Below are 14,448 nucleotides of genomic sequence, written 5' to 3' on the forward strand. Positions count from 1 at the left end.
AATTCTTGGTCGATGACCAAGAATTTTTTTTTATTCCATCTCAAAAACATCACTCTCTTGTTTGTTTGGTAGAAACAATGAAAGCAAGATTCCGATAATAGCTGGCACTAGCCATGGAAGAGAGGCTGACGCAAACGGAAGGGCATTAATCAGATTTTCTAGAAACTCAATCTTAAAGGAACTTCCAAGGACGCTTGCAAGAGCAATAGCTGTAACAAGCCCAATAGTTAACTGCATGCCCGGTTTTGATAGGGCGACAAACTTATTCACAATCACGATCATCACAATGGCGATGGTGATTGGGTACAAGATTACCAGTACTGGCACTGAGTACTTAATGATTGCATCCAAACCGAGGTTTGCAATAGCAAATCCAATCAAGGTAAAGGCAGTGGCATAGACCTTGTAGCTGATTTGTGGGAAACGTTCGTTAAAGAACTCTGCTGTCGACACAATCAAGCCAACTGTCGTTGTGAAGCAGGTTACAGTTACCATAACAGCAAGGAAGAGTTGAGCTGTTGATCCAAAGATTTCCTGAGTTGCTTGCGACAAGATATAAACACCTGGTGTTCCACCCTTCATCGCTTCGGCTGGTACTGGGAAGTGATTTCCAAGGAATCCTAAACCGATATAAAGAGCGCTAAAGGCAAGAGCTACAACGATACCAACCACCCAAATAGTTGAAATATACTCTTTCTTACTGGAGAATCCAAGTTGTTTCAAGGTTTGAACTGCAATCACACTGAAGGCAACTGAAGCAAGGGCATCTAAGGTATTATAACCTTCTAGGAATCCTGTCCCGAAAGCAGAAGATTGATAGGCCGCTGAAGCTACTTGAGGGCTTGTTCCACCATATTTGAAGGCACCTAGTACAACCAAGATAACGATCAACAAGGCAAAGACTGGCGTTAAGATGCGTCCGATTCGATCCAAGATTTTTGATGGATTGAGCGAGATTAAATAAGCCGCTGCAAAGTAAAGCACGGTAAAGACAATCAATCCTAGACCTTTGTTTGCTTCGGATAAGAGGGGGCTAATCCCAACTTCGTAAGCTGTTGTTGCTGTACGCGGAATGGCAAAGAAGGGGCCAATTGATAGATAGAGGACTGCAAGATAAAGCGTCGCAAACCAAGGTGAGATTTTCTTAGAAATCTCGTGAATGTATCCTTTCGGGTTTAGCGTTCCAATAATAAGTGTCAAGACGGCAATACCGACACCTGAAAAGACAAAACCTGCGATGGCAGGAAGAAACTGTTCTCCAGATAGGGCACCTAGAGAAGGCGGAAAGATCAAGTTCCCCGCACCAAAAAATATTCCAAACAGGAGCAAGCCTGTTAGGGCACCTTTTTTAGCCATAAAAATCTCCTTCATATTTCTAAAATACTGACCTAGTATACCATGATTAAGACTCTGAAAAAAGTATCCAAAATTAATCATTGAATGTTTTCAATATTTTTAAAAATAAGAATTATCTAAAAACAAAATCCCTCACTCAGTTGGAACCGAGCAAGGGAAGATTAGGATCTATCACCATAGAGGTTTAAAGATTTTCAAAGGCCGTCATTCCACCTTGAACATTGATAACTTCATAACCCTGTTCAACTAGAAATTGACAAGCACGCGCTGAACGTATTCCAGATTTACAAATGACATAATGCAAGAGGTCCTTGTCCAACTGATCATAGATATCAGCTAATTGACTAAGTGGTAGGTTTTGAGCACCTTCTAAATGAAGCGTCTGGAACTCTTCTACTTCTCTCACGTCCACTAGAGAAAGTTGCTCATTTTGATAAAGCTGGTAAAAATCGTTAAAAGTAATTTCTTTCATTTTGTTTCTCCAAGAATCTTTTGAATTCTTTTTTTCAAATCGGGCACTACTTCTGACTCAAACCAAGGATTTTTGGCCATCCAGATTTGATTTCGTGGTGAGGGGTGCACCAGAGGGAAAAATTCTGGTAGATAGTCTTTGTAGTGTTTTACCCGTTCTGTCACCTTGCCACTAACTTTTTCATGTAAATAATAGGCTTGGGCATATTGTCCAATCAAGAGAGTTAATTGGATATCGGGCAACTCTTGCAAGAGTTGCGGATGCCATTTTTCTGCAAAACCTGTACGAGGTGGAAGGTCGCCTGACTTGCCATGCCCCGGAAAGTAGAAATCCATGGGCAGAACTGCAAAATAACCTGAATTGTAAAAGGTGTCCTCATCCACACCTAGCCACTCACGCAAGCGATCGCCACTCTTATCCTTCCAATAAATCCCAGCTTCTTGCGTTTTAAGCCCAGGAGCCTGACCGACAATATTGATACGGGCAGTTTTTGGCGCCGCAAAGAGAGGTTCGATTCCGCGTTCTGTATAGCTGGTATTTTGCGGATCCGCCATAATGGCTTGCTTGATTCTTTCAATTTGAGACATCTGTTTTCCCTCCAAAAAGAAGTCCAAGCATACAATCTCAGACTTCTATCATTTTATTTGATCAGTTCATAAATAGCTTCAGCATAGATTGCTGCTGCTCGGAAGAGATCGTCCAAGGCGATAAATTCGTTGGCTTGGTGCATGGTATCGATTGAGTCTGGGAACATCGCACCGTAGGCAACCCCACGTTCCAGTAAACGACCAAAGGTACCACCACCGATGACTTGCTCGTGACCTTTAAGACAAGTTTGTTTTTCATAAACATTCAACAAGGTTTGCACAAGTGGATCTTCCATCGGTACATAGTGAGGGGTGTGACCGTGTTCAGAAAGGCTAACAGAAGCAACTGGCAAGTTTTCAAGGATTGACTTGATTTGCTCTGGGCTTGTTCCTTTTGGATAACGGAAGTTAAGAGCAATCGTATTGTCAGCACTTGTTTCATCGAAGCGGAAGACACCGGCATTCATAGAAAGGGCACCCATCTTTTCATCTACATGAGCAACCTTGAGATTTGTACCCTTATGGTCGTTCAAGAGAATCTTACCAGCGATGTCGAGGTAGTCTTTTGCAGGTCCTGCAAAGTCAAACTGACTGAGGAAAAGGGCAAGGTAGGTCGCACCATTGACACCTGATGCAGGCATAGCACCATGAGCTGATTTACCAATCACAGTCACCTTGTACTGGCCGTTTTCTTCTTGGAGTTCTCCTCTGAGTTTGTGTTCTGCAACAAAGGCATCTAGTTTAGCTTGCAAGTCAGCCAAGTCACCTGAAACGACTGCTGTTGCTGATTCAGGTACCATGTTTTCACGCAAACCACCTGTGAAGCTGTGAAGGCGAGCTGCACCAGTATTTTCACCTGCAAAATGGAGATATTCTGTGATATTCCCTTTTTCACCATTGATGATAGGGAATTCAGCATCTGGAGAGAAACCGAAGTCTGGTTTCGCAAGTCCTACATGTTCAAAGTAGTAGTCCATGTCTGCCCAGCCTGATTCTTCATCTGTTCCGACGATGAAACGAACTTTTTTAGAAGTTGGAAGCCCCAATTCTTTGATGATTTTCAAACCATAGTAACAAGCTGTTGTAGGCCCCTTGTCGTCTGAAGCTCCACGCGCATAAAGGCGACCGTCTTTGATAGTTGGTGTATAAGGGTCCGTGTCCCAACCGCTACCAGCTGGCACCACGTCCATGTGAGCAAAGATTCCGAGAACTTCTTCTCCTTCACCAAACTCAAAATGTCCTGCGTAGTTATCAACATTTTTAGTTGGATAGCCATCACGGTCTGCGATTTCAAGGAATTTTTCCAAGGCTTTTACTGGACCAGGTCCAAATGGATGCTCAGCATCGGCTTTGCTGTCATCACGTTCTGAGTTGATTTCCAAAAGGCTAAACAAGTCAGCCAAGAGGTCTTCTTTGCGTTTTTCTACTTCTGCTGTAAAATCAATAACTGTCATTTTTTCTTCCTATCTCTTCTCGATAATTTCATCTACTGGCAAGCGGTAGCTTGGTTCCAATTTCTCATCTGTGTATCCAACTGTGATCAAGAGTTCTGGACGGAATCGGTCTTCAATGTCCAAAACTTCGTTGGCTTTTGATTTGTCAAATCCAAGAATAATGTTAGAACCGATTCCTTGGTCAGTCAAAGCAAGAACTAAGTTCATGGCTACTAGTCCCGCATTAAGGGCCAAGTAGTCACTAACTTGCTGTTCACTGTAACGCGCAAACTCGGCAGGCAAATTCTTCATGAAATATTGAAGTTGCTCTTCTGAGAAATTCTTTGCACCACCAACTCGGGCAATCTTGCGGGCACGTTTGGCAAGATCTGTATCTGTAAACAAGGCAATGGTCACTGGCGCTGATGATACCTGCTCAAAGTTCGAACCATATGCTAATTTTGCCAATTCTGCATTTTTTTCACGAACCACCACAAACTTCCATGGCTGGCTGTTATGGGCACTTGGGGCCAAGGTTGCGATTTCGATAGCCGTACGCACATCTTTGGGATCTACCGGTTTATCAGTAAAATGCTTAGTCGCATGACGTTTTTTATTTAATTCAAGAAATTTCATAATCGATTTCCTTTTCTAATTCTACTGCATCCATTCTACCATATTTTGAAAGAGCTTGCAGAGATTTTTCATAGAAAGAAATTGGAACACGGATGAAGCCCTGGATTTAAACTTATCATTAAAATCAGATTTTTCCTCATCCAGTTCCAACTAATTCTCAGGGGTTTAAAGAAACTAGTCTATCTTGTATTCTGACTTTATAGCCTCCAAAAATTCTTTCACATCCTCCACATACCCATGCTTTTCAATTAAACTAGATAAAAGTTCCAGATTGTGCCCCCGATAGTTGTCATCTCGACGTAGTTCTTCATACATTTCGATAAAAGGAAGACCCTTGGACTTGGCCAATTCTAACTCTGCTTCATAGTCATACGCAACTTTTCGGAATAGAATATTTATCAATTCCCCATCTTCAACCTCTATCACAGCATACTGGGCACGGTGATTTTTTAACGCCTCCCAATTAAAATAGGGCATGCCAATCGACCCTGGATTGATGATTTGTTGCCCTTGACTGCCATAACGAAGCAACTGCTTGTGAACATGACCATAGACTGCCACGTCAACTTCATCATCTAGGAGTTGGTCAAATTTCTCTGTATCATTCTCAACTAGCAAGTCACCACCATAGTTCTTATTTGGCAAATTATGAGAAAGAGAAAAGCGCAGTTCGTCAACTTCTTTCTTTTCTAGCATAGGTAAATTTCGTAGCCAGACAATCGTTTCAGGATCCATTCGCCTCATCAAAAACTGGGTCAATCGCATGAGCTGGACTTCCTGTGGGTCTGCTAAGCCATATTGCCCATCTAAAGCCTCAAGGACACAATCATCCCAATTGCCTCGAACACTTGCTGTGATAGGAAGGTCTTTTAGCATAGCGACCAAATCATTTGCACCTGGACCAGGGAGGAAAATGTCTCCCATGAGCCAATATTCACTGGCTCCTTGAGTTTTAGCATCTGCAATCACTGCTTCTAGTGCCGTTGCATTGCCATGAATGTCTGATAAAATTGCGATTTTATGGTTCATGATGATTTCCTTCCGTTTGGTAATCTACTCTCTCTTCCGCTACTTGAGCCAACTCCACTTCTTCCTGCGGGTTCAACTTTCTCTGAACAGCTTCTGCGACTGCTCTTGGCACCCCAACTTCGACAATCTCATCTACACTGGCTTCCTTGATTTTAGTCAGAGATTTAAAATGCTTCATGAGATTCTGTTTGCGTTTAGGTCCCAGACCGTCAATTCCATCCAATTGAGATGAAAAGGAATTTTTTGAGCGCAGTTGCCGGTGGAAAGTGATAGCAAAGCGGTGTACCTCATCTTGAATGCGTTGGAGGAGAAAGAATTCTTGAGAATTGCGAGACAACTCCACCACTTCCAGCGGATCTCCAAAGAGCAATTCATGGGTTTGGTGCTTATCATTTTTTTGAAGCCCAGCAATGGGAATGTCCAAACCTAGCTCTTCTTGAATAACCTGCTTAGCGATATTGACCTGACCTTGTCCCCCATCGATGACAATCAAATCTGGCGGGGTTAAACCCTCACGTTGAACTCGACCATAACGTCTGCGAATAACCTCTCGCATACTCGCATAATCATCTGGACCGACAACCGTTTTTATCTTGTACTTACGGTAATCCTTCTTACTGGGTTTACCATTGACAAAGACCACCATGGCAGACACCGGACTGGTTCCCATGATATTAGAGTTATCAAAGGACTCGATGCGGACTGGGGTCGGAATTTGAAGCAAGCGTCCCAGATTTTCAATAGCTCCTTGGGTCTTTTCGACAGATTTTTCTAGCAGATTGAACTTTTGCTCCAGACTAACACGGGCATTTTTTATGGCTAGATTGACCAGTTGTTTTTTCTCTCCACGTTGGGGCTTGAAAATCTTGGTATCCACCAAGGCCTTGACGGCTTCTTCGTCAATATCCTGCGGAATCAATACTTCATTGGGAACCAGGTGAGATTTTTCTTGATAGAATTGTCCCACATAGGTCAAGAAGTCCTCATCCGGATCGTTGTAATAAGGGAAAAGATTGACATCCCGCTCGATGAGTTTTCCCTGACGGACAAAGAAAACCTGAACACACATCCAGCCCTTATCCACATAGTAACCAAAGACGTCCCGATTTTGCAAATCTTTCGCCATGACCCGTTGCTTGGTCCGAAGCGTTCCAATGGCCTGAATCAGGTCACGGTATTCCGCCGCACGTTCAAATTCCATGGTCTGAGCTGCCGCAGCCATTTTCCCCTTGAGGTCATCGATGATTTTGTCATCCTGTCCTTTTAGGAAATCAGAAACCTCCTGAGCCATGGACTTGAAATAAGCCTCATCTTTTTTACAGATAGTATGGGCCATACATTGGCCGATATGGTAGTAAAAACAGACCTTAGAGGGCGGGTTGGTACATTTTCGAAAAGGGAAAATCCGGTCCAGTAGACGCTTGATTTCATTTGCTGCCCCTACATCTGGATAGGGACCAAAGTAGAGACCACCGTCCTTTTTGACCTGACGGGTGATAATCAAGCGAGGATATCGCTCATTGGTGATTTTGATGAAAGGATAAGACTTGTCGTCCTTGAGCATGATATTGTACTTTGGCTTATTTTCCTTGATAAGATTGATTTCTAGGAGAAGGGCCTCAATATTGGACTCAGTGACGATAAATTCAAAATCCACAATTTCAGACACCAGAGCCTCTGTCTTGGTATCGTGACTCCCACGGAAATAGGACCGCACGCGATTGCGCAGATTTTTAGCCTTTCCTACATAGATAATAGTGCCATTTTTATCCTTGTGAATGTAGCATCCAGGGCTGGTCGGCAAGAGCTCTAGTTTTGATTTGATCAAGTTATTCATAGTTCCATTATAGCAAAAAGGCCGTAACAGGACGAACAAAAAGCCCCACCAATCACTTGTTGGAGGAGCTTTGATTTCTTTTTAGACTACACCGACTTCATCTAGTCGCTACTGGTATAGAGTTCTTGAACAGCTGTCACATCCTGAGGCTGAATCCCATAGTAAGAACCTGCTGGCTGCATGACAGAAGTTGCGTTGGTATGATCCAATCCGATGGCATGCCCCAGCTCGTGCTCCGCCGTGTGCACAATCCGTTCATAAGAATAACCATAACTTGGATTGGATAGATAATAGTGATTCAGGCGAACCGTTACAGATATAAATTGATTGGTTAACAAATTGGTTTGACTCTCGGCTTGACCTGCTACAGCGGTCGATCCATCATTCATCTCACTTGCCACAATATCTGCCTGGCTAGGATCCGCAACCACCTCAAAGGTAAAGGCTCCCGTTTGATTCCAGTTTTTTATAGCTTCTGCATAGGCACCTTGGAAGGTCTCATCCATTTGAGGTTCAATATAGATGCGAGCTGAGGCCTGAGCCCACTTACCTTCTGCATGTTGGTGACTGTCTGTCTGAGACAAGACTTCCAGCGTTCCCGTCTCCCTCCATTGATTCCAGCCATCTTGACCAATCTTGCTCATTTTTTCAACCTGATTGACCGCAGAATGAAAATCACCAGACAGATACCAAACCACTCCAAAGGCAATGAGCAGTAGAATAACTACAGTCCAAACCAAACGCCAGAAGAAACGCCAAATTCCCAAAAGAAATCGGAAGAATAATCGAATAATCCAGAACATGACGCCCCACCTTTCATAAAAATAAGAACCTATCTTGAAATCACATTCTCCTTGATCAAGATAGATTCTCTATTTTACTGAAGAAAGCTGAAAGAAACCTAAAACTAAGATAAACGTTCTTCCAAGACAAAGTCAATTGGTAGAGTAGCTAAAAAACGCTCCAATTGTTTTTCCCAGTAGTACCACTCGTGCTTACCTGGACTATGACTATAGGTCACCTCAAAACCTAGTTTTTTGAGGTTTTTCACTGCGAGGTTATTGGCAGAGTAAAGATAGTCTTGTTCCCCACACCAAGCCCATAGTTTGGTCTTTTTATCGGATTTTGCAGCCACGCTTTCAAGCGAATGAGGACTAGCTGTCCAGTCTTTAATCTCTCCAAAAACTCCTCGCCAGTAGGCAAGCGATCCAAGATCCTGACTTTCAGGAGAAAATTCGTGAAAACTGAGCGCACCAGAAAAACTAGCCGCATGAGAAAAACGATTTGTCGATAGAGCGAGTTTGAAGGAACCATATCCTCCCATGGAGAGACCAGCTATAAAGGTCTTTTCTCGCTTGCTGGTCATATTGGGGAAGAAACGTTTCATGACCTGAGGTAACTCTTCTGCTAGAGCAGTATAGTAGTTATAGCCATACTGAGTATCTGTGTACCAGCCATTGCTAGTATTGGGCATGATGACAATAAGATTGATTCCACGCAACAAGCGTTCGACATTGGTACGTTTGAGCCAGCTATTTTGGTTTCCTGACATTCCGTGCAAAAGGTAAAGAACAGGAATATCTGTGCAATCTGGTTCAGTCACCCGACTAGCATCTGGATAGAGTACGGTAACGCCCCATTCCATATCCAAAACTTTTGAGTAATACTCAATATTCATAACTGCCATGGTTGTCTCCTTTTACTATTCTATAAGAAAAAGCCGAATTTCGACTTTTTCTGTAGGTATGCTGCTTATTATTTTGCTTCCATCACGACTGGCAAGATTGCTGGGCGACGCTTGGTTTGATCAAAGAGGTACTTGGTCAGATTGTCACGAACCTTGCCTTTGAGATCTGCCCAGTCAAAGTCATCACCTTGAAGATACTCTTCTACCGTTTGGTTAATCAATTCTGAACTTTCACGGAGAATATCGCGGCTCTTCTTGAGATAAACAAATCCACGCGTATGAACACGGGCCTTGGCCACAATTTTCTTCTCACGACGGTTGACAGTGATCGCCACGATAAAGATCCCATCCTCTGACAAGACCTTACGGTCACGAAGGACGACATTTCCAACATCCCCGATGGCATTTCCATCAATCAAGACATCACCTGCAGAAACTGCCCCAGCTGGAACAAAGTCCCCATGTTCATAAGACATGGTCGTTCCCTTTTTAGGGATGAAGATATGCTCTGGCAACATTCCAACTGCCATGGCAGCCTTGGCATGCGCATCCAACTCACGATACTCCCCTTGGATAGGGAAGAGGTAATTTGGTTGCAAAAGATTGATCATCAACTGCAAATCACGCGCATTCCCGTGTCCGGACACCCGCAAGCTTTGGGTAATGAGTTTCACCACACCACCAGCTTGGTAGATCATATTTTCCACACGCGCCATGACGGCTTCTTTGGCGATAGATGGAGTCGTTACGATATAAACCAAGTCTCCATCTTTGATTTCCACATAGCGGTGGCGTCCAATGGACATCTTACGAAGTCCATTAATAGGCTCACCCATACGACCAGTCTCAAGGATAATCAACTCATGGTCTTCAAAACGAGACATTTCTTTGGGTTTGATCAAAAGACTTTCATTGGCTAGAGATAATTTTTTGAGACGAATCGCAGTGCGGACGATATTTTCAATATCAAATCCAGTCAAAACAACTCTGCGACCTGTATCTGCTGCAGCATCAAAAACCTGCTGGATACGAGAAAGGTTGCTGGCAACTGCTGCAACGATGATACGACCTTCCCAGTCTGCAATGGTCTGGGTAATTTCCTCTCCAACTTCACTCTCGCTCGCCACCTGGATATTGCTGTCTGCATTGGCTGAATCACTGAGGAGCGCTAAAACACCATCACGACCGATTTCAGCCAAACGAGCAAAATCCGTCGCATAGGATTCACTAGCTGTCTGGTCAAACTTGAAGTCACCTGTGTAAACAATGCTACCTTCAGCTGTTTTCAGGACTATTCCCAAACTTTCTGGGATAGAGTGAGTTGTACGGAAGAAGGAAACCACAGTCCCTCCAAAGTCGATCTCTGTATCTTCATCAATCACATGGAAGTCATTGAATTTCTTAACCGTATCATTTCCTTTGACAAAGAGTTTGGCCAACTCAATGGTCAACTCAGAACCAAACACAGGCACCTTAGCCTCTGCCAAAAGATAAGGCAGGGCACCAATGGCATCCGCATGTCCGTGAGTCAAGAAGACCCCAGCGATACGATCGCTATTTTCAAAAAGGTAGTCCATATTTGGAATGACGACATCAACACCTAGTTGTTCATTTTCAGGGTATTTAAGCCCCGCATCCAAAACAAAAATAGAACCATCGATTTCAGCGATGTACATATTTTTCCCATTTTCTCGTACACCACCTAGTGTTGTTAAACTAATATTACTCATTTTTCCTCCGAAACTTCATTTATCTTGATTATAGGGTGAATTTACCCTCTTATTCTAAAAGTTCTAAAACTTCCAGCCGAATCTTTTCCTACCATTATACCATTTTTTTGATTATTTTCAAAACGAAGATAGGTTTTTAACTAGAGATTAGTCACTACTGTGAATCGAATCCTTTAACTTTGACTTCTCTTTTGGAGGCTTCATCGAAGATAATGGAAGGATTGCACCATCAAAAATATGGATTTTCTGAATCAATTTAATTTCAGATACCTTTCTCGAACTCTAAATTTCTCTTTTAGTTCAAAACAAGTTAAATTCTTGCCCTTCACCTCTCGACTTGAGAACTATTTTCTACAAAGACATGGTTTATCTACATCCAAAAGCGAGAATTTCCTGTTCGCTACAGAATCTAAAAATTTCAGAAATTAGCCATTAATATAGAGGATAACGTTAGGAAATTTTTTCAAAAAGAAAAAAGACTTAGAAATTCTAAATCTTTTTATCATCTTTAGTTTGGATAGATATAAGTGACATTTCCTAAAAATTCATGTGGATTAAAGAAGCCACGGTAATTCGCAATCTGCTTTTGACGTCTGTAGTTTGCTTCCAATACCTGGATGGAGTTTTCACTTTGAACATCTGTTACATAAGCAACGTGTCCATATTCACCACCATCCCAAACGGCGATTGCTCCTACTACTGGAACACTTCCTGTCTTATAGCCTTGAGCACTCGCGTAGATTGCCCACGTGTTGGCATTTCCCCACCAGTTGCTAGCCCAGGGAGCCAATTCTTTCACGCCCCATGTACACTGACCAACAGGATAAGAGTTGCCATAGTTTGTTGGAGTCTTTTCAACAACATCTTCTGTATCTGATACCACATTCGCAGCGCTAGCTGGAGCACTGTAGGTAGAGCTAACCTGAGCGGAACCACTCACTTCCAATACATCGCCTGGGTGGATAGTGTCAAAGATGGTTTTTCCATTCAAAGCTGCCAACTCATGCGGATCCATGCCGTTTGCAGTTGCAATGGCATAAAATGAATCACCATCTTGGACAACGTAAGAGTTCGCATGAACAGTTTGAGCCCCAACTGTAGCCAAAATAGCGGTAGAAGTCAAACCAAGAGTCAGTTTCGTAACTGTTTTTTTCATAACTAGATTCCCCTTATATTTTCTTGATAAGAAAATCATACTTGATTTACATGTCAGTTCGTTTAGAGTTATATTTTAGTCATGTTACAAAAATTTATACTTTTACTACATAAGGTTTAAAAGCAGACATCGTATAAAGTGATAGAAGAGAATAAAAAATGAATCATTTCCCCAACCTTTACATCAGCAAACCATCCAAAAGACTATCCAATCAACCACTCCCACACCAAGCATTTATCCGTCAAAAAGAGAACGAGATAGGTCATCTCAGTCCCTTTCCATCTATTACTCCATTAAAAAGTCATAAATTTCTTGAACTGTCCCCAGCGCCATCATTTCTTGATTTTTTACAGTTTGTTTGAGATTTTGGTAAATCTGACTTTCAGCAATTTCCCTTTTCGGCGCTTCTTTATTGACTGTCATGACACCATCTTTGATCGTCACAAATCCCAGCTCTTCAAATACTTGGATCATCTTGACCAGCAAGATTTGTTGGATATTGAGATAAGCCGCCAAATCCTTGAGCTTATAACGAATATCAAACTCTGGGAACTGGTAAATGGTCTTGTACAATTTTGCAAACTGTTCTCTAGTTCCATAACCTGTCAGATAGTAGGCCTTGTCGATGTCGTTCTTGAAATAGACAGCAGAGAAATCTTGTTCCTGAAAAATGGTCTTCAGCAAGGTAATATCCTCGGGAATGGTTTTCACAACCACAGCATCACTAGTCGCTAAATCTGGCACCTCTCCAGAGAAATCCAAGACTGGAACCCCTTCTGGCAAGGCTACGTTCTTCCCACGAATGTTAAAGAGTTGAACACCTTCCACACGCGCATCCACCATTATCAACTGGAGGGCAGTTTGCCCATTCCATTGGTTGACAGACAAGGTGACTGCCAATTCTAGATTCTTGGTTTGAGCAAACTCTGTCGCCCATCTACCTTGTCCAAAGGCCACCACTTCAAAACTCGCCTCACCCTTGGAAATTTTTAGTTTTAGGTGGGCATTGCCTGCCCCCATAGTACGGGCACTTTCGACATAAAAATCCTTGATATAAAAGACAGGTTTCTGATTGTCCATTCCAAAAGGTGCCAACCGTTCAAAACTTTTGACCGTTTCCAAGCTAAGAGTCTCCAAGTCCAACTCTTCATCTAAATTTAACTTGTTCTTACCATCAGCATCTGCACCTTTTTCACGGATATAATCTTCCAAAACCTGGGATAAATCTGAGAGTTTCTCAACCTCTAGCGTCATCCCTGCTGCACCAGCATGTCCACCAAAGGCGATGAAGAGGTCTCGATGGGGATCCAGAGCCTCAAAAATATCGACTGCTTCCACACTACGAGCGCTACCCTTGGCACGACCATCTTCTATATTAAGAACGATAACTGTTTGCCCTAGCTCTTCCAACAAACGACCAGCAACGATACCCAGAACGCCAGGATTCCAGCCTTCCTTGGCTAAGACCTGGACCTTCTTCTCAGGATCCACCATGGTCTTAGCTTCTTCATAGATAGACTGGACGATTTCCTTGCGCTCTTCATTTTTCTGCTGAATCATGAGGGCAATCTCATGCGCTTCCTCATCGTCAAACCCAGTCAGCAAATCAATGGCAGGATTGGGATCATCCAATCGCCCCAAGGCATTTAAACGAGGGGCAATCTGGAAACCAACCGTTTCTTCTGTAACTTCATTCGCAGCAATCCCAGCCATATCCAGCATTTCTTGTAGACCAATACGCTGAGTATGCCCCAGCATTTCCAGACCATATTGAACCAAAATACGGTTTTCATCTGTCAAACTCACCATATCTGCAATGGTACCGATAGCAACCAAATCAAGCAACTCCACTTGTACTTCTTCTAAGAGGGCACAAGCTAACTTGAAAGCCACTCCGCAACCAGCCAGATATTTGAATGGATAGTCAGCATCCGGATGTTCAGGGTGGACAATCGCATAGGCATCAGGTAGGGTTTCAGGCATGGAATGATGGTCAGTCACAATGACATCCACTCCCATAGACTGAGCTAGTTCAATAGCCTCGTGACCTGCAACCCCATTGTCCACTGTCACAATCAAGGAAATCCCCTCTTGCTCGATAAAGTATTTATAGACACTGGCATTAGGGCCATAGCCATCTGTAAAGCGATTGGGCAGGTAAACACGACACTCTGCGCCCAGTTGTTCCAAACTTTCCTTAACAATAGAAGCCGAAGTCATACCATCCGCATCATAGTCTCCATAGATGAGAATGTTTTCCCCTTCTTCAATGGCCTGACGAATCCTTTCCACTGCCTTATCCATATCATGGAGCAAGTAGGGGTCATGCAAGTCCTCCAAGGAAGGTTCTAAAAACTTCTTCAGACTTTTCTCATTCTGAATCCCTCTTTCAAATAATAACCGAGCCACCTCAGGACCCAGTCCAGCCTTCTTGGCTATCTTTGTAAAATCCGCATCTTCAACCTGCGGGGCAAACTGCCATTCATAAGTAGGAGTTATCAAAAAAACATCCACTCTTTCTAAGA

The 14,448-nt window shown here is 43.0% G+C and carries 12 protein-coding genes; all 12 read right to left on the reverse strand.

Annotated features, from left to right (window positions below):
- Nucleotides 1–30 precede the first annotated feature (30 nt).
- The 12 genes from brnQ to recJ all read right to left on the reverse strand — a co-directional run bounded on the left by brnQ (nucleotide 31) and on the right by recJ (nucleotide 14,425).
- Nucleotides 31–1,356 (reverse strand): branched-chain amino acid transport system II carrier protein, encoded by a 1,326-nt coding sequence (gene brnQ / locus M1F65_RS04915; RefSeq protein ID WP_001074595.1) that lies wholly within the window; start codon nucleotides 1,354–1,356, stop codon nucleotides 31–33.
- Between the two features lie 184 nt (nucleotides 1,357–1,540).
- Nucleotides 1,541–1,828, reverse strand: coding sequence for a rhodanese-like domain-containing protein (locus M1F65_RS04920; RefSeq protein ID WP_000659165.1), 288 nt, complete (start codon nucleotides 1,826–1,828; stop codon nucleotides 1,541–1,543).
- On the reverse strand, nucleotides 1,825–2,415 hold the full coding sequence (locus M1F65_RS04925; protein WP_000078137.1) for a uracil-DNA glycosylase family protein: 591 nt from the start codon (nucleotides 2,413–2,415) through the stop codon (nucleotides 1,825–1,827). Before M1F65_RS04925 ends, M1F65_RS04920 begins: the two co-directional genes overlap by 4 nt.
- Nucleotides 2,416–2,468: 53 nt before the next feature.
- Complete coding sequence (gene pepV, locus M1F65_RS04930) at nucleotides 2,469–3,869, reverse strand: dipeptidase PepV (protein ID WP_049520916.1); 1,401 nt, start codon at nucleotides 3,867–3,869, stop codon at nucleotides 2,469–2,471.
- Between the two features lie 9 nt (nucleotides 3,870–3,878).
- Nucleotides 3,879–4,484, reverse strand: a complete 606-nt coding sequence (locus M1F65_RS04935) for a nitroreductase family protein (RefSeq protein WP_000670152.1) — start codon at nucleotides 4,482–4,484, stop codon at nucleotides 3,879–3,881.
- A gap of 174 nt (nucleotides 4,485–4,658) precedes the next feature.
- On the reverse strand, nucleotides 4,659–5,513 hold the full coding sequence (locus tag M1F65_RS04940; protein WP_070696890.1) for a metallophosphoesterase family protein: 855 nt from the start codon (nucleotides 5,511–5,513) through the stop codon (nucleotides 4,659–4,661).
- Entirely contained in the window at nucleotides 5,503–7,350 is a 1,848-nt protein-coding gene (gene uvrC, locus M1F65_RS04945; RefSeq protein ID WP_084945352.1) for an excinuclease ABC subunit UvrC, read from the reverse strand. The genes M1F65_RS04940 and uvrC overlap by 11 nt, the downstream gene beginning before the upstream one ends.
- 101 nt (nucleotides 7,351–7,451) lie before the next feature.
- Entirely contained in the window at nucleotides 7,452–8,153 is a 702-nt protein-coding gene (locus tag M1F65_RS04950) for a M57 family metalloprotease (protein WP_042902752.1), read from the reverse strand.
- Nucleotides 8,154–8,257: 104 nt separating this feature from the next.
- Entirely contained in the window at nucleotides 8,258–9,037 is a 780-nt protein-coding gene (locus M1F65_RS04955) for an alpha/beta hydrolase (protein ID WP_042902753.1), read from the reverse strand.
- Between the two features lie 68 nt (nucleotides 9,038–9,105).
- Complete coding sequence (locus tag M1F65_RS04960) at nucleotides 9,106–10,767, reverse strand: ribonuclease J (RefSeq protein ID WP_042902754.1); 1,662 nt, start codon at nucleotides 10,765–10,767, stop codon at nucleotides 9,106–9,108.
- A gap of 508 nt (nucleotides 10,768–11,275) precedes the next feature.
- Nucleotides 11,276–11,923: a COG3942 and LysM peptidoglycan-binding domain-containing protein gene (locus tag M1F65_RS04965; RefSeq protein WP_247925579.1), complete on the reverse strand. Its 648-nt coding sequence runs from the start codon at nucleotides 11,921–11,923 to the stop codon at nucleotides 11,276–11,278.
- Nucleotides 11,924–12,208: 285 nt separating this feature from the next.
- On the reverse strand, nucleotides 12,209–14,425 hold the full coding sequence (gene recJ / locus M1F65_RS04970) for a single-stranded-DNA-specific exonuclease RecJ (protein WP_247925580.1): 2,217 nt from the start codon (nucleotides 14,423–14,425) through the stop codon (nucleotides 12,209–12,211).
- Nucleotides 14,426–14,448 lie beyond the last annotated feature (23 nt).

Origin of the sequence: Streptococcus oralis, from assembly GCF_023109195.1 — a bacterium.
Lineage (GTDB): Bacteria > Bacillota > Bacilli > Lactobacillales > Streptococcaceae > Streptococcus > Streptococcus oralis_BV.